The sequence below is a fragment of the Photobacterium sp. GB-72 genome (genome assembly GCF_003026095.1).
Lineage (GTDB): Bacteria > Pseudomonadota > Gammaproteobacteria > Enterobacterales > Vibrionaceae > Photobacterium.
Genome location: NZ_PYNV01000010.1, coordinates 53,757 through 76,965, shown reverse-complemented (window position 1 = coordinate 76,965; position 23,209 = coordinate 53,757). Strand labels below are relative to the sequence as shown.

Genomic DNA, 23,209 nt, shown 5'->3' with positions numbered 1-23,209 from the left:
TATTAATGCGACAATATTATCAACACCAAACACATCAGTTAATTCAACCGAACACTTAGTTTAACTTATTATTTTTAAAAAAAATTTAGTACGCCTACATAAATTAATCTTCGTTTCAAAATACACAGGAAAGACGTATAAACAACGTTCAAAAAATAGACCCAGCTTTTCTTTTAAAGGGTAGTTTACATCAAATCTAGCATCACAATATTTTTTATAGAGCTCCTGCCACTCTCTATATTGATAATGAGCACACTTCCCTTTCGGCTTAGAAACTCTCACCTTTTCTTTAAATTTCTTACATAGTCCTAAACCAATATCTTCTGCAGAAGCAACAACTAAATTATTCGCCATGCATAACTCTGATTGATAAATGGTATGTTTGTTATTATCTAGCAGTCCATTTAAGTGAATAGTTGGATCAAACTGTTTTAAGGCATTAAGAAAGAGTAATTGTGTACAATCAACAGGGTAGTCTGGATAGCCATCATTTAACATCCCCGGCTTGGTTAAGGTAAATTCAGGAATTAATTCAAACTGCCACAGCGCCAAAACATCTTCGGTTAAACCAAAATAAAAGAAATCACTAACATGAAAAGCGACTCGATGCCCCTTCGCATATTTGCGTGTAAAAATATTTGGCACAACAACCCGCTCTTTTAAAAACTTAAACGCATCGCAACGACTTTTATATTGCTGTTGAATATTTATAAAATCATTCGATTCGAGGTAATTATCACTTCTCAGCTTTACCGCATATTTGGTTTGTACTTGCTTTAATCCAGCTAGCGTCGATACTATTTGACGGTTATTGTTATAATACTGTGGAGTTCCATTTTTCTTGTAATATCGAGTATTGGGGCCAGGATCTTCACTTATGACTAATTGATCATAATCTAAGCCCGCTAAATCTTGATCCTTCCATGTCGACAGTATGATATGAGCGCCAGGTAGCATCTGTCGCACTGACCTTAAACAACGCTGGGTTATGCCATCTTCTTGTTGTCTATCCGCAAATGTCTGAACCGGTCCTTGAACAACGACAGTAATTTCTTCAAACGGTATAGAATTGTTATTAATTTTTAAACCCAAGTCCAAAATAGGGATACCTCGTCATCATTTATGACAAAAAAAGACTTCATTATATTAATCAGATAAACTATTGGGCAAACATTCTACATGAAGATTGACCTAAAATGAAAAGACTGGTTGTTGATTTAGATGGCACCTTAACGCAAGCTGATACCTCTGATTATAGGAATGTAAAACCTCGACAAGAAATTATCGACAATTTATACACTTACAAAGAAAAAGGCTTTGAAATCGTTATTTTCACTGCCCGCAATATGCGTACGCATAATGGGAATATCGGTAAAATTAATATCCATACTTTACCACTTATCATCGAATGGCTAGATAGATACAATGTTCCTTACGATGAAATAATTGTTGGTAAGCCTTGGTGTGGTCATGACGGCTTTTATATTGATGATCGCGCAATTCGCCCGTCTGAATTTGCAGCCCTCTCTCACGACGAAATCAATGCATTAATTGCAAAGGAGAAAGTATGTTCTTAATCATGTCAGCGGCCTATGTTGATATGGAATTACAATCTGAGTTTGGTGCTCTTCCCCCAAGTTTTCTTCCGCTTGGTAACCGTCGTTTATTTCAACATCAAAACACTGTTATTCCCCAAGGTATAAAGAAATATATTTCACTTCCTGAATCATATTCAATATCTCCAACGGATGCGACTTGGCTAGAAGAAAATAACTTCACGATATTATCAACGCCTGACGGTTTATCGCTCGGTGCATCGCTCGTTGCTGCCATAAGTCTTATCGAAGATAATTTCGACAGTCCTCTACATGTATTATTTGGCGATACGCTAATTACTCAATTACCACTCGGTAATAATCTCGTTGCAATCACTGAGGTAGAAGACGGTTATAATTGGGCCACAATTAACAATAGCCCGAACTCTCCATGGTTATCAGCAAAAAATACCTTTACATCGAGTAATCAAATGGTTTGTGGCTATTTTAAATTTAATCAGCCGCGACAATTAATTCGACTTATCACCCAAAGTCATTGGGACTTTCTTGAGGCTCTCAATCGTTACCACAACCAAATTGGCTTACAAACAATCAGTACTTATCATTGGCTTGATTTCGGACACGTTAATACGTATTACCGCTCAAAAGCAAAGTTCACGACGCAAAGAGCTTTTAACGAATTGCTCATCACTCCAGACTGGATTGAAAAATCAAGCTCAAAAAATATAAAGATTAAAGCCGAAGCAAAGTGGTTTGAACTATTACCTTTCGAGATGCGCCACTTTATCCCTCAGTTTATGGGATCACAAGAAAGCCAAGGACGCTATAAATATCGTTTAGAATATTTACACCACACGGCATTAAATGAGCTGTATGTTTTTTCTGAATTACCGACAATTGTTTGGAACAACATCTTTAACAGTTGTATTAACTTTATATCTCAGTGCCAAGAATTTCCCGCACCGCATGACGTCACTTGTTCTTCGCTAGATGATCTCTTTGGCGAGAAAACAGCAAGTAGACTAATTGAGTTCTGTGCCAGCCGACACATATCACTCGAAGATACTTGGTTGTTTGATGGAGAAGAAATCACATTAAATGATATTCTCAGCACCTCATCACAATGGCTACCAACAGATAAATCGCAACCATCAGTCATGCATGGCGACTTTTGTTTTAGCAATATTTTATATGATTTTAGAACCAATCGAATAAAAACCATCGATCCACGAGGATTGACACCGAATAATGAGCTCACCATTTATGGGGATACTCGTTACGATATTGCAAAGTTAAGCCACTCGGTACTAGGACTCTATGATTGGATCATCGCTGGCTACTATCACGTTGATATAACGAATAAAGATATTACTCTGCACATCCCAAGCACTCAGAGACAGCAAGATTTACAACAACTATTCATTGAGATTGTAGGAAAGAAATTTAATCTTACCCCTATGAATTTGTATGCGATGCAAATCCAATTATTTTTATCAATGTTGCCGCTACATAGTGATGATCAGCAGCGCCAAGATGCACTTTTTGCTAACGCATTTAGACTTTACCAAATATTGAAAAGGTATGCCCAATGATAATCATTCCGATGGCAGGCTTAAGCTCTCGCTTTTTTAAGGCTGGATACACGCAGCCTAAATACATGCTAGATGCGCATGGTATGTCTCTTTTTGACCATGCTGTAACCAGCTTCAAAGCCTATTTTTCAACAGAGACTTTTTTATTTATTGTGCGTGATGTTTACCAAACACCCATTTTTGTGGAACAACGTGCGAAAGCTCTAGGGATACAATCTTTCTCCATCGTGACTTTGACACAAGAAACCCGAGGGCAAGCGGAGACCGTCTACCTTGGCTTACAACAAATTGAGCAAGATAAAAGCCAGCCAATCACTATATTTAATATCGATACCTTCAGACCTGATTTCATTTACCCCGATTTATCTTTATTAGGTCAAGGCTATCTCGAAGTATTTAAAGGTAGCGGCGATAACTGGTCTTTTGCCAAGCCTCGTTCAACACACTCAACTGAAGTTGTCGAAACAGCAGAGAAACGAGCAATCTCTAATTTATGCTGTACTGGTCTTTATCATTTTGCCCACCAGCAAGATTTTGAAACGGCCTATCAGCACTATCTTGCTTTGCCACAAGAGGAATGGGAAAAGGGAGAGCTTTATATTGCCCCGATGTACAATTTTCTCATCAAGAACAATCAATCAATTCACTACCACCTAATCGAGCGCGAAGATGTTATCTTTTGTGGCATCCCTAGTGAGTATGATGACTTTAAAGCTTGTAGAATATAAACCTACTCGTTTATTTTGATAAACATTTAAATCGACTGAGCAAAATAATGAGAATAATGATAATAAGCTCCTATATGGATGCTTGGAACAGCGTTAGACCAGAAGCCGAAATGTGTATCGAGATGGTCAAACAAGGTCACGAAGTCACGATTATCACCCAAGGTGATGCGCCTTATGTCGAGCGTTTTCGTGAAGCTGGAATAACGGTTATCGATTGCTACCCAAGTCGTAAAATTTGCTTCAACACAATAAAAACAATTCGTCATGAACTACGCCAACACCATTATGATGTGGTGTATGCGCTTAACTCTAAAACTATCCCTAACGCTGCGTTTGCTTGTATTGGTTTTCCGGATACAAAACTTATTAGCTACCGTGGCACTGTTGGTGGTATTTACCGTCATGACCCATCATCATATTTAACCCATCTTCATCCTCGCGTGAATGGTATTTCTTGCGTCGCAGAAGCGGTTACAGAGTCTGTACGAAGCGTTGTTAAGCTAGCACCTGAAAAAGTTCAAACCATTTACAAAGGTCATGACTTAGCTTGGTATCAAGCAGATGCTCTGCCACGTGAGCAAATCGGCTTAACCGATGATGATATTATTGTTACCTGTGTCGCCAATGCACGTAAATCCAAAGGCGTGCATGTTCTGCTTGATGCAGCTAAGCAATTAGCCGATATCGACAATCTACACCTGGTACTCGTTGGTCGTGATATGGATACGGAAGAAAATGATCAACTAGCAGCAAACAGTGGCATGCAGGATCGTATTCACTTTTTAGGTTATCGCTCTGATGTACCTGAAATCATGGCGACATCCGATATCCAAGTGCAGCCATCTATTAGCGGTGAAGGTCTACCCAAAACAATTATCGAAGCGATGGCAATGGCAAAACCGTCCGTTGTCACAACTACTGGCGGCAGTAAAGAGTTAGTAGAAGAAGGTAAAACCGGATTTGTGGTTGAAACCAATAATCCTCAAGCATTAGCTGATAAAATTAAACAATTAGCAGAATCTAAAACAGTACGCGTTGAAATGGGACAGAATGCACAACAACGATTAAAAGCCCATTTTTCAATCCAAGAAACAACAAAGCAGCAGCTGAACTTCTTTCAAAGCGTATAAACCAACGGTTGTAATGTGAAAATATTAATTATTGGCCCATCATGGGTTGGCGATATGGTAATGTCGCAATGTCTTTATACCGAGCTTAAAAAGCTTCACCCTGACGCTATCATTAATGTGATGGCGCCCGGCTGGTGTAAGCCCGTGCTTGAACGCATGCCTGAGGTCAATCAAGCGATTGAAATGCCGCTTGGCCATGGCGATCTCAATCTGTTTGCTCGCTATCAATTAGGTAAAATTCTTCGCGATGACAACTATGATCATGCGTATGTTTTACCTAATTCAGCCAAATCAGCATTAATCCCCTTATTTGCCAAGATCCCAGTTCGTACCGGCTGGAAAGGTGAGATGCGTTACGGTTTACTTAATGATCTGCGCAATAACAAAAAATCATTCAATTTGATGATTGAACGCTATATTGCACTCGCGCATCCGGCAACGGAAATGACAGGCTCGGGCTGTTTAACTGATATGCCACATCCAAAGCTTACCATCGACGCCACAACTCAAAATGAAGCGATAACTAAATTCGGCTTAAACAAAGAAAGAACCGTGATTGGCTTATGTCCAGGTGCTGAATTTGGTCCAGCAAAACGTTGGCCGGAGCAACATTTTGCAAAAGCTGCCGCAACGCTGATAGAGCAAGGTAACCAAGTATGGTTATTCGGCTCAGCAAAAGATCGTGAAGTGACCGATAAAATAAAAGCCAGCCTGCCGCAGGAAATGCAAACGCATTGCCAAAATCTTGCTGGTAATACGTCTTTAATCGAGGCAATTGATTTACTTTCCGCCTGTAAAACCGTCGTTAGCAATGACTCTGGCCTGATGCATATTTCAGCCGCTGTTGGCTGTAATATCGTGGCGTTATACGGCTCAACATCACCGGGTTATACCCCACCGCTAGCTAAGCATGTTGAAGTATTAAATACCGATATCAGTTGTCGCCCATGCTTTAAGCGCGAGTGTCCATTAGGTCATTTGAAGTGTTTAACAGAGCTAACACCTGATTTAGTGGTTGCTGCGATCAATAAGTTACAACAAGCGTAAGTGAATATGTTACTGAGAATCGTTTATACCTTACTGCTTGCTCTGGCTTCCCCGTTACTTCTGTTTGGGCTATACAAACAAAAGCTGGGGAAACCTCGTTTTGGTAAGCGTTGGAAAGAGCACTTTGGTTTTACGCCAGCAGTTAATGGTCAGAAACCTATTTGGGTCCATGCCGCATCGGTTGGTGAATCGATTGCCATCACGCCGCTAATCAAAGCGCTAAAAGAGCAATATCCAGCACAAGCTATCGTGGTTACGACAACAACGAGTACTGGCGCCGAGCAAATAGCCAAGCTAGGTGATTTGGTTGAACACCGCTACATGCCGATTGATTTTGCTTGGTGTGTACGAGGCTTTCTCAAAGCGGTGCAACCTAAACTAATGTTGATTGTTGAAAAAGAACTCTGGCTCAATACGCTAGCAACTGTTAAAAAACAGCAGATTCCAATTGTAATAGCTAATGCTCGCTTATCAGAACGCTCTGCTCAACGTTATCAATCGGCAGCGTTTTTTACCCAACCACTACTCAATAATGTCGATAGCATTCTTTGTCTTCATCAAGACGATGCAAAACGCTTTATCGATATTGGAGCGGCCAAAGAGAAGGTTACGGTAACAGGCTCGATTAAATACGATCTTACTATTACGCCAACGGTCTTTGAGCACGCAGCACAATTACGTTCACAACTGGGTCAAGATCGCCCTGTGTTCATTGCTGCGAGTACTCACAAAGGTGAAGATGAGCAGGTATTTACGGCTTTTAAGACGATATTGCAGCACAACGAAAATGCATTACTCATCATCGTTCCTCGTCACCCTGAACGCTTCAATGATGTTGAAATATTGGCAAAACAGCAATTTCAATTGTCCGTTCATCGTCGTACTAATAACACTGAATTTACGTCACAAACCCAAGTGTATTTAGCCGATACCATGGGTGAGATGCTATTACTTCTTGCTAGTAGTGATGTGGCATTTATCGGGGGAAGTTTGATCGGTGATAAAGTCGGTGGACATAACCTACTCGAACCTGCCGCAGTAGGAAAACCTGCTATCACAGGCCCCAGCTACTACAACTTTATCGATATTACAGAGCAACTACTGCAAGCTAACGCGATAGAAGTCTGCCAAGATAGCACCGAGCTAGCACAGCAAGTGATTGAGTTATTTGATAACCCAGAACGTCAGCGAGTGATGGGAGAAAACGCTAAAAAAGTGGTAGAGCAAAATCAGGGCGCAGTGCAACGCACCATTGATAGCATTACTGACTACCTGCATTAAATTTATAGCGATGAGAGCCCACACTCATCGCTACTTCATCCCTAACCTTGCTGATAGCCATCGCATAACGCTTGCCAATCTTGAGCTTGCCATTGAATATTACGCTTCTTCACTTCTTTGATAAATGAGCGCTCTAAACGGGCTAAGTTATCTTTTTTCCAACTTTCACCCTGTTGCTGATAGCATTTATCAAAGTCAATCAACCAAACTTGCTGCTTCATATCAAGCAAGATGTTGTGGGCATTTAAGTCGGTGTGGCAAACCTGCAGATCATGCATCTTACGGATCATAATACCAATTTGACGCCAAACCGAACTTGGCAAAGATGACTTGATAAGTAGCGCAACGAGATCACGGCTATTAGGAATTTTCTCAACCAAAATATCTGCGCGATAAACACAGCCCTTCTTTTCCGCTTTTGCGGCCACAGGACGAGGAACATTTACCCCACCTTCTCGTAAGACTTTTAGCAGCATCAATTCAGCATAACTCCGGGTCTTATCCCAACCAGTAAACCAATAACTGTCACTCACCAACTTACCAAATAGGCCACCACGACGATAATGACGCAATGCCATTTCCATTTTATCGCCAGCAACGAACCAAGTCGTGCCCCGTCCTTGCGCCGAACCGACAATTGCATTTTGTTGACGCCAAAAATCAATCTCAAAGCAACAATGCGGATCAACAGTTAAATAATTGTCATCAAACCATATCATTTGCTGTTCATGGCTAATTTTCTGCACTGTTGTCTTTCTCCTGTTTATTTTGGTTTATTTTACAATTACCAGCGCTAACTGCATAATTCGCTAACCACTTTTTATTAGGTATCACTATGGCTTTGTTTACCACTGCGCCTCAATCCATCTGTATTTTACGGCTATCCGCTATTGGTGATGTGTGTCATGCGATCGCTGTAGTACAAGCTATCCAAAAACATTGGCCAGAAACCAGTATTACATGGGTAGTGGGCAAAACAGAAGCTCAGCTTGTGGGTACACTGCCTAATGTTAAGGTGGTTAGTTTTGATAAAAAAGCAGGCTGGCAAGGGATCAAGGAAGTTTGGAATACCTTGAAAGATCAAAAGTTTGATGCCTTACTCGACATGCAAGTAGCGCTACGCGCAAGCCTATTATCTTTAGGAATTAAAGCACGTTATAAAGTTGGCTTTTCACGCCAAAGAGCCAAAGAGGGACAATGGCTCTTTACGAATAGAAAGCTGCCACAAACAAATGCTTCTCATGTACTTGATAACTTTGCTGAGTTTGCTCGCTACATAGGCGTACCTTTTACAACTCCAGATTGGCAGATCCCATTATCAAGTGAAGATATGGCCTTTGCTCAGCAATATACTAACAAACCAACATTGATCATCTCACCGGCTGCTAGTAAAGATGAGCGTAACTGGCTTATAGAGCGCTATGCTGCCGTTGCAGATCATGCCGTTAGCAAAGGATTAAATGTCATCCTATGTGGTTCACCGACACAACGTGAGCAAACGTTAGGTGAGAAGATCATACAACATTGCCATCACCCTATTACTAACCTTATTGGTAAAACAAGCCTGATCCAGTTAACCGCATTACTAAAATACGCAACGGTTGTTATCGCTCCCGACTCAGGTCCAGCCCATTTAGCAACCACACAGGGCACTCCAGTGATCGGTTTGTACGGGCATAGTAATCCAACACGCACAGGCCCTTATCTTAGCCAACAATATGTCGTCAGTGTGTATCAACAATTTGCAGAAAAGCATTATGGCAAACCTGTCTCAGAACTTCCTTGGGGAGCACGAGTGAAAGGCAGTGATATTATGGCTGCAATTTCTGTTGAGGATGTTATCACCCAACTTGATACCATCATCGACCCCTTAACTTTGACCCAATCACAGTGAGAAAACAATGAACCAGCAAAACACCAAACCAAGCCTTGCTGTTGCACTGATTGTCAAAAATGAAGCCAAGCATCTGGCGGCATGTTTAAACTCAGTAAAAGATTGGGTTGATGAGATCGTGATCCTTGATTCTGGCAGTAGCGATACAACAGAAGCCATTGCACGCCAATATACTGACAAATTTTTTGTCAGTCATGATTGGCCTGGTTTTGGTATGCAACGTCAACGTGCTCAACAATATGTTGAGAGCGATTATATTTTATGGCTTGATGCTGACGAACGAGTAACGCCAGAGCTACGTCTATCGATTCAACAAGCTGTCGCAAGCAATCACATCAATACGGTTTATCAAGTTAATAGACTCAGCACAGCATTTGGTAAATTTATTCATCATTCTGGTTGGCATCCAGATTGGATCTCGCGTTTACATCGTCGCAATGAAACCCAATATAATGACGTCAAAGTACATGAGTCTATTGTGATCCCTGCTAATGGCAAAGTCGAAAAACTAACGGGTAATTTAGAACATTACACTTTTGAAGATTTCTTTGAGTTTCAGCGCAAACAACAAAAGTATGCAGAGCTTTGGGCTGAAGAAAAGTTTTTAAAAGGCAAAAAATCATCTATTGCCTCTGCTGTTATCCACTCTATGTTTAGCTTTATTCGAACTTACATTCTTAAAGCTGGGTTTCTAGACGGTAAGCATGGGTTTATTATTGCTTGTATAAACGCCCAATACGTCCTAAATAAATACTTAGGTCTTCACCTAAAGCACAAGAAGTAACGACAATTATGACAACTCGAGTAATTTATCCTGGCACTTTCGATCCTATTACCAACGGTCATTTAGACTTAATTGAGCGTGCAGCTGCAATGTTTGATCATGTGATTGTTGGCGTTGCTTTTAACCCAAGTAAAAAGCCACTGTTTGATCTTAATGAACGCGTAGAACTAGCAGGTAAAATTACCAAACACCTAGATAATGTAGAGATTGTTGGTTTTTCAGGGCTGTTGGTTGATTTTGCTAAAGAGCGCAACGCCAACATTCTAGTCCGTGGTCTGCGTGCAGTATCCGATTTCGAGTATGAATTTCAGCTCGCCAATATGAATCGTCGTTTGATGCCAGAACTAGAAACTGTCTTCTTAACCCCAGCAGAAGAAAATTCCTTCATTTCTTCAACCATTGTTAAAGAAGTCGCATTACACAAAGGGGATGTCAGTCAGTTTGTTGATCCACTCATTACTGAAGCATTATTAGAAAAGTTTGTAAAATAGACATTAAAAAAGGCGCTTTATGCGCCTTTCCTTATTTGTTGTAAAACTCGCGATACCAATCAACAAAGGCTTTTACACCTTCTTTGACTTTCACTTCAGGCTTATAGCCCGTCGTTTTAAATAAATCGTCTGTATCTGCGTACGTCATGTAAACATCACCCGGTTGCATGTCCATGAAGTTTTTCTTCGCTTCAATGCCCAATGCCTCTTCCAACGCTTCAATATAATCCATCAGTTTTACAGGGCTGCCGTGACCGATGTTATACACGCGGTATGGGGCAGAGCTGGTTGCTGGTGAGCCAGTTTCTACTGTCCAATCAGCATTGGGCTGTGGGATCACATCCTGAATACGCATCACACCTTCAACTATATCATCGATATAAGTGAAATCGCGGCGCATATCGCCATGGTTATACACATCGATCTCTTTACCTTCCATGATCGCATTGGTGAATTTAAACAATGCCATATCTGGACGCCCCCATGGGCCATAAACAGTAAAGAAGCGTAAGCCCGTCGTTGGAACACCGTAAAGATGCGAATAGGTATGTGCCATCAACTCATTAGATTTTTTAGTTGCAGCATAAAGTGAAATGGGATGGTCAACGCTATCTGCCGTATTAAACGGTGTCTTATGATTTAAGCCATACACTGAGCTTGAAGACGCATAAACCAGATGCTCAACCTTATTATGACGACAACCTTCTAAAATCGTGAGATGTCCCACCAAGTTACTATCAGCATAGGCCAATGGATTATCAATCGAGTAACGTACGCCTGCTTGTGCCGCTAAGTGGATAACGCGGTTAAATTGCTGCTCTGCAAATAAGTTAGCAATACCCTCACGATCCGCTAGATCTAATTCGATAAAAGTAAAACTTGGATGAGCAATACGAGCTAAACGCGCTTGTTTAAGTGATACATCGTAGTAATCATTAAGATTATCGATACCAATGACTTGATGGCCTTGAGCACATAAACGTTCGGTGATTGCACTACCAATAAAACCAGCAACACCAGTGATGAGATATTTCATTTTTCTATCCTCAATAACGCTTCATTATGCGCTACTCAACCTAAATACTGTGGGCATAATACCATTTTAGAACAATCAACAAAGGTTAATCCCAAACCAACTGACTCAATAATAATGATACCTAGGTTAATTATTATCGAACCTACTTCTGGCAATCACTGCAGAACACTGTCGCGCGTTGACCTATTTTGGCTTCACTTAAAGCCTTACCGCATTTAGGGCAAGGTTTACCTGCTTTACCATACACCTGCAGCTCCTGTGCAAAATATCCCGGTTTTCCGTCTGCGTTTTTAAAATCTTTTAATGTCGTACCGCCCTGTTGAATGGCAAAGGCTAATACCGATTTGATCTCTGCCACCAGCTTCGTCATACGAGCAAGTGAGATTTTGCCAGCCGCACGTTTAGGGTGAATACCAGCCGCAAACAGAGATTCATTGGCATAAATATTACCCACACCAACAACCACATGATTATCCATAATAAATTGTTTTATTGCTGTCCGTTTTCCCTGTGCTTTTTCATGTAGATATTCTACGTTAAAATCGTCGCTCAGCGGCTCTGGGCCCATTTTCTCAAGCACAGGGTGTATTACCCCTTTCTCTTCCCATAACCACGCGCCAAAGCGCCTAGGATCGTTATAGCGTAGCACTTCACCACTAGTCAGAACCAAATCAACGTGATCGTGTTTTTCAACCGGGGTTCCGACGGGTAAAACGCGTAAGCTGCCTGACATCCCTAAATGTACAATCGCATAACCGACATCCGTTTCTAGTAACAAGTATTTAGCGCGACGTGTCACCCCACGAATCACTTGCCCTTCTATCGCTTTAATCGCTTCAGGAATAGGCCAGCGCAATCGAGGATTACGGATAATAATTTGTTTTACCGTTTGATCGATGACATGAGGAGATATCCCCATTCGACTCACTTCTACTTCTGGTAATTCAGGCATGACTCAATCTCGTTTTTATTGGTTATTTGATACAGACGTCGGAAACAGATAATCCGCAGCAACAGACACAGCAACCCATTGTTGACCATTATTGAACAACCAAAATTTAGGTAAGGCATAAACTGTTAATCGAATCGGTTCTATTTGTTGCTCCCCCAAAACTTCTATCGTCTGTGGAGGCGGTAACTGTAAACTTAACTTTGATATTGTTGCTTCATCCACCACAGTGCCTTGTAGATGTTGCCAACGTTGTATTAACTCACTGGCTGAAATCGATAACTTAGACGAGCTTTGCCACTGCCCGTTACTTTGCTTAAGCGTAAAATGTGGAAAAACAACCCGCTGAATCAAAAGATCTGGCGAGAGGACAAAAACAGTATTGGGAATATTATTTACTTGCTCGGTAACAGTTTGTGTCACCGCTTCTTTGGGGGTAAATCGTTCGCGAAGTAAATCGGGCAATTTAATTATCGCGATAAAGCACAATACACCAATGATGATAATGTTATTCCAGCCACGTCGAGTTAAGCGCATTCATCCATTCCTGTCTTATCTTAATGAGAATAAAGATAACACTGGTAAGGTCATTGCACCATTGGCAGATAAATAAGTAACAAAAAGGAAGTCAGCGGTGTTAAATAGAAAAGTAATAGATATAAAAAAACCCAGCTAGGCTGGGTTTTTATCAAAGATTGATAAAACCAATTACTTGATTTTAGCTTCTTTGTAAAGCACGTGCTGGCGAACTACTGGATCAAATTTCTTGATCTCAAATTTGCCTGGCATGTTGCGCTTGTTCTTGTCGGTAGTGTAGAAGTGGCCTGTACCAGCAGATGATACTAGACGGATCTTCTCACGAATGCCTTTAGCCATTCTTTAAATCCTCTTAAACGTTCTCGCCGCGAGCACGCATTTCACCAAGAACGACATCAATGCCTTTCTTATCGATGATACGCATGCCTTTCGCAGAAAGGCGTAGTTTAACGAAGCGTTTTTCGCTTTCTACCCAGAAACGATGAGTTTGCAGGTTCGGCAGAAAACGACGCTTGGTGGCATTACGTGCGTGTGAACGGTTGTTACCCGTTACAGGACGCTTACCAGTTACTTGGCATACTCGGGACATTACTGTCTTCTCCAAATCGTTTCAGCTCGATATCTACTGTAGAAATTCACTGTAAAAATAATTTTCACAGATAACCACAGCTATCAAAGGTCGCGCATTATACTAAGTCAAAACCAGTTGCTCAAGTCCCGAGCAGATCCTTTCTCACTTTTTTATCGAAAAATCGGCTATTTTATAGCCAACCACGCTCGGTGAAAGAAACAATCTCTCCATCACCAACAACAAAATGATCCAGAACACGAATATCGACCAAAGCCAGCGAATCACTGATTTTGCGCGTTATTCGACGGTCAGCCTGACTAGGTTCAGCGACGCCTGATGGGTGATTATGCGCTAAAATGAGCGCTGCTGCATTAAGTTCTAGTGATCTTTTTACAACTTCACGTGGATAAACGCTCGCACAATCGATCGTTCCTTCAAATAAAACCTCTCCTGTGATCACTCGGTGCTGGTTATCTAAAAACAGGATATAAAAGGCTTCACGCTGTTTATCACGTAATTTTCTCGCTAAATATCGACGGGTATTTTGCGGGCTTGTGAGGACATCATCTTTTTTTAAAGTTTCTTCTAGATACCGCTCATTCAGTGCTAAAACTGCCTGCAATTGTGCAAATTTTGCCGGTCCCAAACCTTTAACCTGACAAAATATCTGTTTTTCAGCACCAAGCAGTGCTCGAAGAGATCCAAACTCATCCAGTAAATGGGTCGCTAATTCCAGTGCATTCATTCCTTGAGTACCGGTGCGTAAAAAAATGGCTAATAATTCAGCATCGGTTAATGCATCAGAGCCATGAGATAATAATTTTTCTCGCGGTCGCGATGCGGCTGGTAATTGCTTTAATGACATAATCCCTCCCATTGATATGCCACTAGCAAAACAGCCGACACCATTATCACAACCTAACAAGACGCTTTTTTAGAAAACAGTCACAGCGAAAAAGTAATCAATAAAATATTCAGTACTCAAAATGCGAGGCATACAACTTCCCATTCAATTCAGAGTTGATCCGAATCGATGATCAAAAATTACTTTGGTGGTATCTTGTTGCCAATTTATAAGCCCAAGACACAGGCAGACGAATGCAAACACTGGCAGGAAAAAAAATTCTTCTCGGCATTAGCGGCGGTATCGCTGCTTACAAATGTGCAGAGCTCACCCGACGACTTATTGAACGTGGGGCGCAAGTGCGCATTGTCATGACCACAGCTGCAAAAGAGTTTATAACCCCACTCACCATGCAAGCCGTGTCAGGCCACCCCATTTCAGATAGCTTGCTAGATCCTTCCGCAGAAGCGTCCATGGGTCATATTGAATTAGCTAAATGGGCAGATTTAGTTCTCTTAGCTCCTGCGACCGCGGATCTGATTGCTCGAATGAGTGCGGGGATGGGCAATGACTTACTGACAACACTGTGTCTCGCAACCGATGCACCAATCGCTGTTAGCCCTGCGATGAATCAGCAAATGTACCGCAATATCGCAACACAAGAGAATATTGCCACCTTACAACGTCGCGGCTGCCGTATTTGGGGACCTGCAAGTGGTGAGCAAGCCTGTGGTGATGTAGGCCCTGGTCGTATGCTAGAACCCATGCAACTGGTACATTGCTGCGAAGACTTTTTTCAGCCACAAGACCTTAGTGGTCTAAATATTGTGGTAACGGCAGGTCCTACACGAGAAGCGATTGATCCAGTACGTTATCTAAGTAACTACAGCTCAGGAAAAATGGGCTACGCCATTGCTCAAGCAGCAGCAAAGCGTGGTGCAAACGTCACCCTAATCAGTGGCCCAGTAAATTTAACCACACCTGATGGTGTAACGCGTATTAATGTCAGTAGTGCCCAAGAGATGCACCAAGCGGCACTTGAACATGCCGTTAATCACCACATTTTTATTGCTTGTGCTGCCGTTGCAGATTTCCGTCCAGCTCATCTCGCAACTCAAAAGATGAAAAAACAAGACGGTAATGATGAGATGGTGATTCAGTTAGTGAAAAACCCTGATATTGTTGCCAGCGTAGCGGCCTTAACAGAAAACCGCCCATTTACGGTCGGGTTTGCAGCAGAGACACAAGATGTTGAGCAATATGCACGTGGTAAACTGGCAAAGAAAAACCTTGATATGATTTGCGCCAACGATGTGTCGGTACAAGACCAAGGCTTTAATAGTGATAACAACGCGCTACACCTTTACTGGTCTAACGGTGATAAAGCACTACCTCTTGCTGCCAAATCAGAGCTTGGGCTGCAATTAGTCAATGAAATTATTAACCTTTACCAACAAGCGAAACAATAGAGCAAAATATGAATAGTATTGATCTGAAGATTCTTGACCCACGAGTTGGCAATGAATTCCCACTCCCAGCGTATGCAACCGAAGGTTCTGCTGGTTTAGATTTACGCGCTTGTTTAGATGAAGCATTAACCGTCGCACCGGGTGAGACCCATCTTGTACCAACAGGTCTTGCGATCCATATTGGCGATTCAAATCTTGCGGCAACCATCCTGCCTCGCTCAGGCCTTGGCCATAAACACGGCATTGTTTTGGGAAATCTTGTTGGCCTTATCGACTCTGATTACCAAGGTCAATTAATGGTGTCGGTGTGGAACCGAGGTGAAACCACATTTACTATTGAACCAGGTGATCGTATTGCTCAATTGGTTTTCTTACCTGTGGTACAAGCGCAGTTTAATATCGTTGAAAATTTTAATAGCACAGATCGTGGCGAAGGTGGTTTTGGTCATTCAGGCCGTAGCTAATCGCTATTGATGTTAAAAAAGCGTGATCTAATTAGCCATGTATTATCAATTTTGATGATAAAATAAAGGCAACATATTAAAGCAAAGCGCAACCTCTTCAGCTTGCGCTTTTTTTGCGAATAAAAATACGTACATTTCGATTGCGCTACTTTTCACAACGCCAAGGCATCGCTAAGATAGGCGGGTTTCATACTGTCCATGGACAGTCTCATTTTGTAAAGGAACGATAATTCATGGCAGGCACCAAAAAGAACAATCGCCGCGAGGAAATACTTCAGTGCTTAGCGCATATGCTGGAGTCCAACCAAGGCAGTCAACGCATCACGACCAAAATGCTAGCCGCGAATGTTGGAGTTTCAGAAGCTGCACTCTACCGCCACTTCCCAAGCAAAGCGCGTATGTTTGAAGGGTTAATTGAATTTATTGAAGATTCAATTACCACGCGTATTAACCGCATTTTAGATGATGAAAAAGATACACTGAACCGTTTACGTATGGTGATGCAGTTCATCCTCATGTTTGCTGAGCGTAACCCAGGTTTAACTCGTATCATGACTGGCCATGCTCTGATGTTTGAACAAGATCGTCTTCAATCTCGTATTAATCAACTGTTCGAACGTGTTGAATCGCAACTTCGCCAGATCTTAAAAGAGCGTAAAATTCGTGAGGGTAAAGGCTTTCCTGTTGATGAGTCAGTTTTAGCAGCACAACTTCTAGGTCAAGTAGAAGGCAGTTTAAACCGCTATGTTCGCTCTAACTTCAAATACAAGCCAACGGCAAACTTTGATGAATACTGGGAGCTATTAAGTGCGCAATTAGGCTAATACTTAGTTGACGGACACAAAAAAGCGAGAGCCTCAGCCCTCGCTTTTTTATTATCTCTTTTTTCTTAAGCCGTACTTATACACCATACTCGGCACGGTACGCTTTTACCGCTTCAAGATGTTGTTCCATGCCTGCTTGCTCAGAAAGGTAGGTCACCACATCGCCTAGCGAGACAATTGAAATAACCGCACAACCAAAGTCACGTTCAACTTCTTGAATCGCAGATAATTCACCTTGCCCTTTTTCTTGACGATCAATCGCCACTAAAACGCCAGCTAAATCTGCGCCATTCGCTTTAATGATTTCCATTGACTCACGAATCGCCGTACCTGCCGTGATCACATCATCAACTAACATAATACGACCGTCTAGTGCGCTGCCGACTAAATTGCCACCTTCACCATGATTTTTTGCTTCTTTACGGTTAAAGCAATATGGCGTATCAACATCATGGTGATCAGCAAGGGCAACTGCCGTTGTGGTTGCAATCGGGATCCCTTTATACGCTGGGCCAAACAACACATCAAATTCAATCTTGGCATCAACCAAAGCTTCAGCATAAAAACGACCAAGACGTGCTAAATCACGACCGGTATTAAATAAGCCAGCATTAAAGAAGTACGGACTCTTACGACCGGATTTCAATGTGAACTCACCAAATTTTAATACACCTTTCTCTAGGGCAAATTCAATAAACTGACGCTGATATGCTTTCATTGTGTCTCCTTAAACTACTTCTCTGTGTTTTAACAATGTACCTGTTACCTAACACTCATCAGGTAACAACTAAAACCAACAAGTACTCCACTTGATATTCAGTTTTAGCTAAAAAAAAGCGGCTCCCAATAGGAACCGCTTAATATCAATTTGCTAACGCTTGCTTCTGCATCGAAATAATATCGGTTATACCGTCTTTCGCCAGAGCCAGCATTGCCAGTAATTCTTCATGGCTAAAGGCTTCACCCTCGGCAGTACCTTGGATTTCAATCATCTTGCCTTCTTCTGTCATCACCACATTCATGTCGGTTTCAGCCGCTGAATCTTCAAGATATTCCAAATCGCAAATAGGTTCGCCTTTATAGATACCCACAGATACCGCAGCGACCATACCTTTCAGTGGGCTTTTCTTAATCATGCCTTTTTCTAGCATGTAATTAATTGCATCAACCAGTGCCACCATCGCACCGGTAATAGATGCGGTACGTGTGCCACCATCAGCCTGAATAACATCACAGTCAACGGTGATCATCTGCTCGCCTAATACTTTTAAATCAACCGCAGCACGCAAGCTACGTGCAATAAGACGTTGGATTTCCATCGTACGTCCGCCTTGCTTGCCACTCGCAGCTTCTCGACGGTTACGCGTATGCGTAGCACGAGGTAGCATGCCATATTCAGCCGTCACCCAACCTTGGCCCTTGCCTTTTAACCAGCGCGGAACATTTTCTTCTACACTCGCGGTACAAATAACCTTGGTATTACCAAACTCAACCAGTACTGAACCTTCAGCGTGAGCTGTATATTGACGAGTAATAGTGATTGGACGAACTTGAGTCGCACTTCTTCCGCTTGGACGCATCGGGATTTCCCTTTGGCTGGATGATATTAACCGGCGATTATAGCGATAACTCAATCTCAGTGCACGAGAAAACGATAACGTAAGCTGACAAACAGTAGCCCCTTGAGGCCAATATCGCATATAATCTCAACACCCGGTAACGACGCACCTGTTATGAATAATTAAGACTTATCGTGGGTAACGGTAAGTTAGTCGTCGCACCATTCTCAACTAAAAGGCCAAAAGCCATGATCCATAGTATGACTGCTTATGCCCGTCGCGAAATTAAAGGCGATTGGGGCACTGCTGTGTGGGAGATCCGCTCAGTAAATCAACGTTATCTTGAAACCTACATTCGTATGCCTGAGCAATTCCGTAGCTTAGAACCAGTATTACGTGAGCGTTTCCGTAAACGTCTTGCTCGCGGTAAAGTGGAATGTAATCTACGTTTTGAAGCCAATATTGCCGCAAACACAGCGCTAACCATCAATGAAGCGTTAGCAAAACAAGTTATTACTGCTGCTAAATGGGTAAAAGAAACCGCGGGTGAAGGTAATATCGGTCCATTCCAAGTCCTTAATTGGCCGGGGGTGATGGAAGCGCCAGAGCAAGACTTAGATGCGATTAACAAAGATCTACTGACGGGTTTTGAACTCGCTATGGATGACTTCATTGCCGCACGTGCAAGCGAAGGCGATAACATGAAGCAGCTTATCGACCAACGTCTGGATGCTATTTCGGTTGAAGCAACCAAGGTACGCACTATGATGCCAGAAATCATCAACTGGCAGCGTGAGCGCATTATGTCTCGCCTTGAAGAGGCAAAAGTTGATCTTGATGCGAACCGCATTGAACAAGAGCTGATCATGCTCGCGCAAAAGAGTGATGTAGCAGAAGAGCTTGATCGCCTTGATTCTCACGTGAAAGAAACCCAAAAAATCATCGCAAAAGGTGGCGCATGTGGCCGTCGTTTAGACTTCATGATGCAAGAGTTCAATCGTGAATCTAACACCCTCGCATCAAAATCAATCAACACTGAAGTCACAGCTTCTGCAGTTGAACTTAAAGTCTTGATTGAACAAATGCGCGAACAAATCCAGAATATCGAATAACTCGATAATCGCTCAATCAAGGAAGCCATTGCTTCCTTGGTTGTGGTTGATTAGCTGCTGCAATTATGAAAAACGCATTAAAGCCAACTAGGCTTAAGCTATATCGCACAAAAAGATGAATTTTCCAGCAACTAGCTAATTTCAATTATGCGCAGATCATGATAATCTTCGCGCCCTTCTATCACTGAGTGAAAATAGGCAATGAGCAAAGGTACTCTATACATCGTGTCGGCCCCAAGCGGTGCTGGTAAATCAAGTCTGATTAATGCCCTTCTTGAAACAAACCCGACCTATGACATGAAAGTATCCGTGTCCCACACAACTCGTGGTATGCGCCCGGGTGAAGAACACGGTGTTCATTACAATTTCGTTAGCGTAGAAGAATTTACTGACTTGGTAGAACAAGGTGCATTCCTTGAACATGCAGAAGTATTCGGCAACTACTATGGCACTTCACGCCCATGGATCGAAGAGCAATTAAATAAAGGAATTGATGTATTCCTTGATATCGACTGGCAAGGTGCGCGTCAAATTCGCACACAAATGCCAGCGGCTAAGAGCTTATTCATCCTTCCTCCTTCAAAAGAGGAATTAGAGCGTCGTCTAAATGCGCGCGGTCAAGATAGCGAAGCTGTTATTGAACGTCGTATGCAAGAAGCTCGTTCAGAAATCTCACACTACGATGAGTATGATTATGTTATCGTAAATGATGATTTTGATGTTGCTTTAATCGACTTTAAAGCAATTATTCGTGCTGAACGATTGAAGCAAGACAAACAAGCTGCTAAATATAAGAGCATGTTGTCTGCACTACTAGCAGATCAGTAAGTTATTTTGTACAATTTTCTATTCCTAATTTAATAACCACTGGAGTCCTCCATGGCACGCGTAACCGTTCAAGACGCTGTTGATAAAATTGGCAACCGTTTCGATCTGATCCAAATTGCTGCTCGCCGCGCACGTCAAATGCAAACCGGCGGTAAGGATCCATTGGTTCCTGAAGAAAACGACAAGTACACAGTAATTGCACTTCGTGAAATCGAAGAAGGCCTAATTACTAAAGATATCCTTGATGCTCGTGAGCGTCAGGAACTGCAAGAGCAAGAAGCTGCTGAATTAGCCGCAGTTAGTGCTATTGCTGGCGACCACCGTTAATCAGGGAACCGGGCGAATTGTATCTTTTTGATAGCCTGAAAGAAGTCGCAATCGAGTACCTGCCAGAGCCTCAGCTAGAGGCTCTTAGGCAGGCTTTTCTCGTTGCTCGCGACGCACACGAAGGGCAAACTCGCTCCACTGGCGAGCCTTATATTATCCACCCCGTTGCGGTTGCTCGCATCTTGGCGGAAATGCGTCTCGATATTGAAACGCTCATGGCGGCATTGCTTCATGACGTTATCGAAGATACCGAGGTCACTAAAGAAGATCTCGCCAGCCGTTTTGGCGACACTGTCGCAGAATTGGTCGATGGCGTATCGAAACTCGATAAATTAAAGTTTCGAGATCGAAAAGAAGCACAAGCTGAAAACTTCCGCAAAATGATCATGGCAATGGCTCATGATATTCGCGTAATTTTGATTAAGCTGGCTGACCGTACCCACAATATGCGAACACTCGGTGCCCTTCGCCCCGATAAACGTCGTCGTATTGCCCGCGAAACTCTTGAAATATTCTCTCCTCTTGCCCACCGTCTGGGTATCCATAACATCAAATCTGAACTTGAAGAGCTTGGCTTTGAAGCGTTATACCCAAATCGCTACCGTGTATTAAAGCAAGTGGTAGCTGCGGCGCGTGGTAACCGTAAAGAGATGATCAATAAAATTCACGCTGAAATTGAGGGTCGCCTCAGTGATGCGGGAATTCACGCTACCGTATTAGGTCGTGAGAAAAACTTGTTCTCTATCTATAACAAGATGAAGAACAAAGAGCAGCGTTTCCACTCGATCATGGATATCTATGCTTTCCGTGTACTTGTGAGTGATTTAGATACCTGCTACCGCGTATTAGGACAAGTACATAACCTGTACAAACCCCGTCCTAGCCGCATGAAAGACTACATTGCGATCCCGAAAGCCAATGGCTATCAATCGCTGCATACCTCGCTTGTTGGCCCTCATGGTGTTCCCGTTGAAGTACAGATTCGTACCGAAGACATGGATCAAATGGCAGACAAAGGCGTTGCTGCGCACTGGACCTACAAAGATGGCGAAAGCTCAGGTACCACCGCGCAAGTTAAAGCCCAGCGTTGGATGCAAAGCTTACTTGAACTTCAACAAAGTGCAGGTAGCTCATTTGAATTTATTGAGAACGTAAAATCCGATCTTTTCCCTGATGAGATTTACGTTTTTACCCCGAAAGGCCGTATTGTTGAATTACCTGTTGGCGCAACCGCGGTAGATTTTGCTTACGCCGTGCATACTGATGTCGGTAATGCTTGTGTTGGCTCTCGCGTTGATCGCCAACCTTATCCACTAAGCAAACCACTTAAAAACGGTCAAACCGTTGATATCATTAGTGCTCCTGGCGCTAGACCTAACGCTGCATGGCTTAACTACGTGGTGACATCCCGTGCCCGCACGAAGATCCGCCAAGTGCTGAAAACCATGCGTCGTGACGAGTCGATTACTTTAGGTCGTCGCTTGCTAAACCATGCTCTTGGTGGCACTAATATTGATAATATTGCTAACGAAAATATTACCAAGGTATTGTCTGATCTCAAACTCAGCTCAATGGATGATCTTCTCGCTGAAATCGGCTTAGGTGAAGTGATGAGTGTGGTCATTGCTCGTCGTTTGTTAGGCAATGTCGATGAGCTCACGCCAAAAGAAAATGATCGTCGCTTACCAATTCAAGGCGCTGATGGCATTTTATTAACCTTTGCTAACTGCTGTCATCCGATCCATGGCGATCCGATCATTGCCCATGTTAGTCCAGGGAAAGGGTTAGTGATCCACCGTGAAGAATGTGCCAATGTCCGTGGTTATCGTAAAGAGCCGGATAAGTACATGGCGGTAGAATGGAGTGAAGACTTCGATCAGGAATTTGTTACCAGCTTGAAAGTTGATATGCAAAACCACCAAGGTGCATTAGCCGATCTCACTAACACTATTGCTGCGACAGGCTCGAATATTCAAGGCTTAGCGACGGAAGAAAAAGATGGCCGTTTATACACCATCACCGTAAAGTTAACCACACGTAGCCGCATTCATTTAGCCAACATTATGCGTCGAATTCGTATTATGCCAAATGTCGTACGTGTCGCGCGCCAGAAAAACTAAGCGTTAAGATACGCACAGTTTTCATCATAAAAACGCCCTTTATTGGGCGTTTTGTGTATTTGGCAA

At 42.5% G+C, this 23,209-nt stretch carries 26 protein-coding genes; 16 read left to right on the top strand and 10 right to left on the bottom strand.

Features of this window, described 5'->3' with window-relative positions; translation table 11 throughout:
* Nucleotides 1-60: 60 nt before the first annotated feature.
* The gene (locus C9J40_RS12565) at nucleotides 61-1,098 is read right to left on the bottom strand and encodes a WavE lipopolysaccharide synthesis family protein (protein WP_233220320.1); all 1,038 of its coding nucleotides are present in this window, start codon (nucleotides 1,096-1,098) and stop codon (nucleotides 61-63) included.
* Between the two features lie 98 nt (nucleotides 1,099-1,196).
* Between C9J40_RS12565 and C9J40_RS12560 the strand changes: the two genes are divergently transcribed.
* From C9J40_RS12560 to waaA, 6 genes are read left to right on the top strand one after another with little or no spacing between them, the layout of a single operon-like run.
* Entirely contained in the window at nucleotides 1,197-1,577 is a 381-nt protein-coding gene (locus C9J40_RS12560) for an HAD-IIIC family phosphatase (RefSeq protein WP_107207456.1), read from the top strand.
* Nucleotides 1,568-3,148 carry a capsular biosynthesis protein gene (locus C9J40_RS12555; protein ID WP_107247065.1) on the top strand — a complete coding sequence of 527 codons (1,581 nt, stop codon included), beginning with the start codon at nucleotides 1,568-1,570 and terminating at the stop codon, nucleotides 3,146-3,148. Before C9J40_RS12560 ends, C9J40_RS12555 begins: the two co-directional genes overlap by 10 nt.
* Nucleotides 3,145-3,876 (top strand): glycosyltransferase family 2 protein, encoded by a 732-nt coding sequence (locus tag C9J40_RS12550; protein ID WP_107247063.1) that lies wholly within the window; start codon nucleotides 3,145-3,147, stop codon nucleotides 3,874-3,876. The genes C9J40_RS12555 and C9J40_RS12550 overlap by 4 nt, the downstream gene beginning before the upstream one ends.
* Nucleotides 3,877-3,923: 47 nt before the next feature.
* Nucleotides 3,924-5,006, top strand: a complete 1,083-nt coding sequence (locus C9J40_RS12545; protein WP_107247062.1) for a glycosyltransferase family 4 protein — start codon at nucleotides 3,924-3,926, stop codon at nucleotides 5,004-5,006.
* 15 nt (nucleotides 5,007-5,021) lie between these two features.
* The gene (waaF, locus tag C9J40_RS12540; RefSeq protein WP_107247060.1) at nucleotides 5,022-6,053 is read left to right on the top strand and encodes a lipopolysaccharide heptosyltransferase II; all 1,032 of its coding nucleotides are present in this window, start codon (nucleotides 5,022-5,024) and stop codon (nucleotides 6,051-6,053) included.
* A 6-nt stretch (nucleotides 6,054-6,059) separates the two neighbouring features.
* Nucleotides 6,060-7,334, top strand: coding sequence for a lipid IV(A) 3-deoxy-D-manno-octulosonic acid transferase (waaA, locus tag C9J40_RS12535; protein ID WP_107247059.1), 1,275 nt, complete (start codon nucleotides 6,060-6,062; stop codon nucleotides 7,332-7,334).
* Between the two features lie 41 nt (nucleotides 7,335-7,375).
* Here the strand turns inward: waaA and C9J40_RS12530 are convergent, their stop codons facing one another.
* Nucleotides 7,376-8,080 carry a 3-deoxy-D-manno-octulosonic acid kinase gene (locus C9J40_RS12530; protein ID WP_107247057.1) on the bottom strand — a complete coding sequence of 235 codons (705 nt, stop codon included), beginning with the start codon at nucleotides 8,078-8,080 and terminating at the stop codon, nucleotides 7,376-7,378.
* 89 nt (nucleotides 8,081-8,169) lie between these two features.
* Here C9J40_RS12530 and C9J40_RS12525 point away from each other — a divergent pair, with 89 nt between their 5' ends.
* Genes C9J40_RS12525 through coaD form a run of 3 tightly spaced genes read left to right on the top strand, consistent with a single transcriptional unit; the run spans nucleotide 8,170 to nucleotide 10,503 of the window.
* Complete coding sequence (locus C9J40_RS12525; protein WP_107247055.1) at nucleotides 8,170-9,228, top strand: glycosyltransferase family 9 protein; 1,059 nt, start codon at nucleotides 8,170-8,172, stop codon at nucleotides 9,226-9,228.
* Between the two features lie 7 nt (nucleotides 9,229-9,235).
* Nucleotides 9,236-10,012, top strand: coding sequence for a glycosyltransferase family 2 protein (locus C9J40_RS12520; RefSeq protein WP_107207448.1), 777 nt, complete (start codon nucleotides 9,236-9,238; stop codon nucleotides 10,010-10,012).
* 8 nt (nucleotides 10,013-10,020) lie between these two features.
* Nucleotides 10,021-10,503: a pantetheine-phosphate adenylyltransferase gene (gene coaD / locus C9J40_RS12515; protein WP_107207447.1), complete on the top strand. Its 483-nt coding sequence runs from the start codon at nucleotides 10,021-10,023 to the stop codon at nucleotides 10,501-10,503.
* Nucleotides 10,504-10,534: 31 nt separating this feature from the next.
* Here coaD and C9J40_RS12510 read toward each other — a convergent pair whose 3' ends face one another.
* The 6 genes from C9J40_RS12510 to radC all read right to left on the bottom strand — a co-directional run bounded on the left by C9J40_RS12510 (nucleotide 10,535) and on the right by radC (nucleotide 14,461).
* The gene (locus tag C9J40_RS12510; protein WP_107247054.1) at nucleotides 10,535-11,539 is read right to left on the bottom strand and encodes an NAD-dependent epimerase; all 1,005 of its coding nucleotides are present in this window, start codon (nucleotides 11,537-11,539) and stop codon (nucleotides 10,535-10,537) included.
* 142 nt (nucleotides 11,540-11,681) lie between these two features.
* Nucleotides 11,682-12,491, bottom strand: coding sequence for a bifunctional DNA-formamidopyrimidine glycosylase/DNA-(apurinic or apyrimidinic site) lyase (gene mutM / locus C9J40_RS12505; protein ID WP_107247052.1), 810 nt, complete (start codon nucleotides 12,489-12,491; stop codon nucleotides 11,682-11,684).
* Between the two features lie 15 nt (nucleotides 12,492-12,506).
* On the bottom strand, nucleotides 12,507-13,025 hold the full coding sequence (locus C9J40_RS12500) for a hypothetical protein (protein WP_107247051.1): 519 nt from the start codon (nucleotides 13,023-13,025) through the stop codon (nucleotides 12,507-12,509).
* A gap of 171 nt (nucleotides 13,026-13,196) precedes the next feature.
* The gene (rpmG, locus tag C9J40_RS12495) at nucleotides 13,197-13,364 is read right to left on the bottom strand and encodes a 50S ribosomal protein L33 (RefSeq protein WP_005371942.1); all 168 of its coding nucleotides are present in this window, start codon (nucleotides 13,362-13,364) and stop codon (nucleotides 13,197-13,199) included.
* A gap of 13 nt (nucleotides 13,365-13,377) precedes the next feature.
* Complete coding sequence (gene rpmB / locus C9J40_RS12490; protein ID WP_005371944.1) at nucleotides 13,378-13,614, bottom strand: 50S ribosomal protein L28; 237 nt, start codon at nucleotides 13,612-13,614, stop codon at nucleotides 13,378-13,380.
* Between the two features lie 172 nt (nucleotides 13,615-13,786).
* Nucleotides 13,787-14,461: a DNA repair protein RadC gene (radC, locus tag C9J40_RS12485; RefSeq protein WP_107207443.1), complete on the bottom strand. Its 675-nt coding sequence runs from the start codon at nucleotides 14,459-14,461 to the stop codon at nucleotides 13,787-13,789.
* Nucleotides 14,462-14,694: 233 nt separating this feature from the next.
* Between radC and coaBC the strand changes: the two genes are divergently transcribed.
* The 3 genes from coaBC (at nucleotide 14,695) to slmA (ending at nucleotide 17,197) form a co-directional block, all read left to right on the top strand.
* Nucleotides 14,695-15,909 carry a bifunctional phosphopantothenoylcysteine decarboxylase/phosphopantothenate--cysteine ligase CoaBC gene (gene coaBC, locus C9J40_RS12480; protein ID WP_107207442.1) on the top strand — a complete coding sequence of 405 codons (1,215 nt, stop codon included), beginning with the start codon at nucleotides 14,695-14,697 and terminating at the stop codon, nucleotides 15,907-15,909.
* Nucleotides 15,910-15,917: 8 nt separating this feature from the next.
* Complete coding sequence (dut, locus tag C9J40_RS12475) at nucleotides 15,918-16,373, top strand: dUTP diphosphatase (RefSeq protein WP_107207441.1); 456 nt, start codon at nucleotides 15,918-15,920, stop codon at nucleotides 16,371-16,373.
* A 233-nt stretch (nucleotides 16,374-16,606) separates the two neighbouring features.
* On the top strand, nucleotides 16,607-17,197 hold the full coding sequence (slmA, locus tag C9J40_RS12470; RefSeq protein ID WP_005371955.1) for a nucleoid occlusion factor SlmA: 591 nt from the start codon (nucleotides 16,607-16,609) through the stop codon (nucleotides 17,195-17,197).
* 76 nt (nucleotides 17,198-17,273) lie between these two features.
* Here slmA and pyrE read toward each other — a convergent pair whose 3' ends face one another.
* On the bottom strand, nucleotides 17,274-17,915 hold the full coding sequence (gene pyrE / locus C9J40_RS12465) for an orotate phosphoribosyltransferase (RefSeq protein ID WP_045083819.1): 642 nt from the start codon (nucleotides 17,913-17,915) through the stop codon (nucleotides 17,274-17,276).
* Nucleotides 17,916-18,060: 145 nt separating this feature from the next.
* Nucleotides 18,061-18,777: a ribonuclease PH gene (gene rph, locus C9J40_RS12460; RefSeq protein ID WP_105061152.1), complete on the bottom strand. Its 717-nt coding sequence runs from the start codon at nucleotides 18,775-18,777 to the stop codon at nucleotides 18,061-18,063.
* Nucleotides 18,778-19,004: 227 nt separating this feature from the next.
* On the opposite strand from rph, the gene C9J40_RS12455 reads away from it, so the two are divergent.
* From C9J40_RS12455 to spoT, 4 genes are all read left to right on the top strand, one after another.
* A complete protein-coding gene (locus C9J40_RS12455) occupies nucleotides 19,005-19,868 on the top strand; it encodes a YicC/YloC family endoribonuclease (protein ID WP_107207520.1) in 864 nt (287 codons plus the stop codon).
* 201 nt (nucleotides 19,869-20,069) lie between these two features.
* Complete coding sequence (gene gmk / locus C9J40_RS12450; protein ID WP_107207440.1) at nucleotides 20,070-20,696, top strand: guanylate kinase; 627 nt, start codon at nucleotides 20,070-20,072, stop codon at nucleotides 20,694-20,696.
* Between the two features lie 51 nt (nucleotides 20,697-20,747).
* Nucleotides 20,748-21,023, top strand: a complete 276-nt coding sequence (gene rpoZ, locus C9J40_RS12445) for a DNA-directed RNA polymerase subunit omega (protein WP_005371960.1) — start codon at nucleotides 20,748-20,750, stop codon at nucleotides 21,021-21,023.
* A gap of 17 nt (nucleotides 21,024-21,040) precedes the next feature.
* Nucleotides 21,041-23,143, top strand: a complete 2,103-nt coding sequence (gene spoT / locus C9J40_RS12440) for a bifunctional GTP diphosphokinase/guanosine-3',5'-bis pyrophosphate 3'-pyrophosphohydrolase (RefSeq protein WP_107207439.1) — start codon at nucleotides 21,041-21,043, stop codon at nucleotides 23,141-23,143.
* Nucleotides 23,144-23,209: the final 66 nt, after the last annotated feature.

Excerpts from the sequence above, each read along its gene's own strand:
- waaA (WP_107247059.1), top strand. The coding sequence starts at position 6,060 with ATGTTACTGAGAATCGTTTATACCTTACTGCTTGCTCTGGCTTCCCCG.
- rpoZ (WP_005371960.1), top strand. The coding sequence starts at position 20,748 with ATGGCACGCGTAACCGTTCAAGACGCTGTTGATAAAATTGGCAACCGT.
- slmA (WP_005371955.1), top strand. The coding sequence starts at position 16,607 with ATGGCAGGCACCAAAAAGAACAATCGCCGCGAGGAAATACTTCAGTGC.
- C9J40_RS12520 (WP_107207448.1), top strand. The coding sequence starts at position 9,236 with ATGAACCAGCAAAACACCAAACCAAGCCTTGCTGTTGCACTGATTGTC.
- mutM (WP_107247052.1), bottom strand. The coding sequence starts at position 12,491 with ATGCCTGAATTACCAGAAGTAGAAGTGAGTCGAATGGGGATATCTCCT.
- rpmG (WP_005371942.1), bottom strand. The coding sequence starts at position 13,364 with ATGGCTAAAGGCATTCGTGAGAAGATCCGTCTAGTATCATCTGCTGGT.
- pyrE (WP_045083819.1), bottom strand. The coding sequence starts at position 17,915 with ATGAAAGCATATCAGCGTCAGTTTATTGAATTTGCCCTAGAGAAAGGT.
- radC (WP_107207443.1), bottom strand. The coding sequence starts at position 14,461 with ATGTCATTAAAGCAATTACCAGCCGCATCGCGACCGCGAGAAAAATTA.
- gmk (WP_107207440.1), top strand. The coding sequence starts at position 20,070 with ATGAGCAAAGGTACTCTATACATCGTGTCGGCCCCAAGCGGTGCTGGT.
- C9J40_RS12555 (WP_107247065.1), top strand. The coding sequence starts at position 1,568 with ATGTTCTTAATCATGTCAGCGGCCTATGTTGATATGGAATTACAATCT.
- C9J40_RS12545 (WP_107247062.1), top strand. The coding sequence starts at position 3,924 with ATGAGAATAATGATAATAAGCTCCTATATGGATGCTTGGAACAGCGTT.
- C9J40_RS12550 (WP_107247063.1), top strand. The coding sequence starts at position 3,145 with ATGATAATCATTCCGATGGCAGGCTTAAGCTCTCGCTTTTTTAAGGCT.
- coaD (WP_107207447.1), top strand. The coding sequence starts at position 10,021 with ATGACAACTCGAGTAATTTATCCTGGCACTTTCGATCCTATTACCAAC.
- C9J40_RS12455 (WP_107207520.1), top strand. The coding sequence starts at position 19,005 with ATGATCCATAGTATGACTGCTTATGCCCGTCGCGAAATTAAAGGCGAT.
- coaBC (WP_107207442.1), top strand. The coding sequence starts at position 14,695 with ATGCAAACACTGGCAGGAAAAAAAATTCTTCTCGGCATTAGCGGCGGT.
- dut (WP_107207441.1), top strand. The coding sequence starts at position 15,918 with ATGAATAGTATTGATCTGAAGATTCTTGACCCACGAGTTGGCAATGAA.
- rpmB (WP_005371944.1), bottom strand. The coding sequence starts at position 13,614 with ATGTCCCGAGTATGCCAAGTAACTGGTAAGCGTCCTGTAACGGGTAAC.
- C9J40_RS12525 (WP_107247055.1), top strand. The coding sequence starts at position 8,170 with ATGGCTTTGTTTACCACTGCGCCTCAATCCATCTGTATTTTACGGCTA.
- C9J40_RS12500 (WP_107247051.1), bottom strand. The coding sequence starts at position 13,025 with ATGCGCTTAACTCGACGTGGCTGGAATAACATTATCATCATTGGTGTA.
- C9J40_RS12510 (WP_107247054.1), bottom strand. The coding sequence starts at position 11,539 with ATGAAATATCTCATCACTGGTGTTGCTGGTTTTATTGGTAGTGCAATC.
- rph (WP_105061152.1), bottom strand. The coding sequence starts at position 18,777 with ATGCGTCCAAGCGGAAGAAGTGCGACTCAAGTTCGTCCAATCACTATT.
- C9J40_RS12560 (WP_107207456.1), top strand. The coding sequence starts at position 1,197 with ATGAAAAGACTGGTTGTTGATTTAGATGGCACCTTAACGCAAGCTGAT.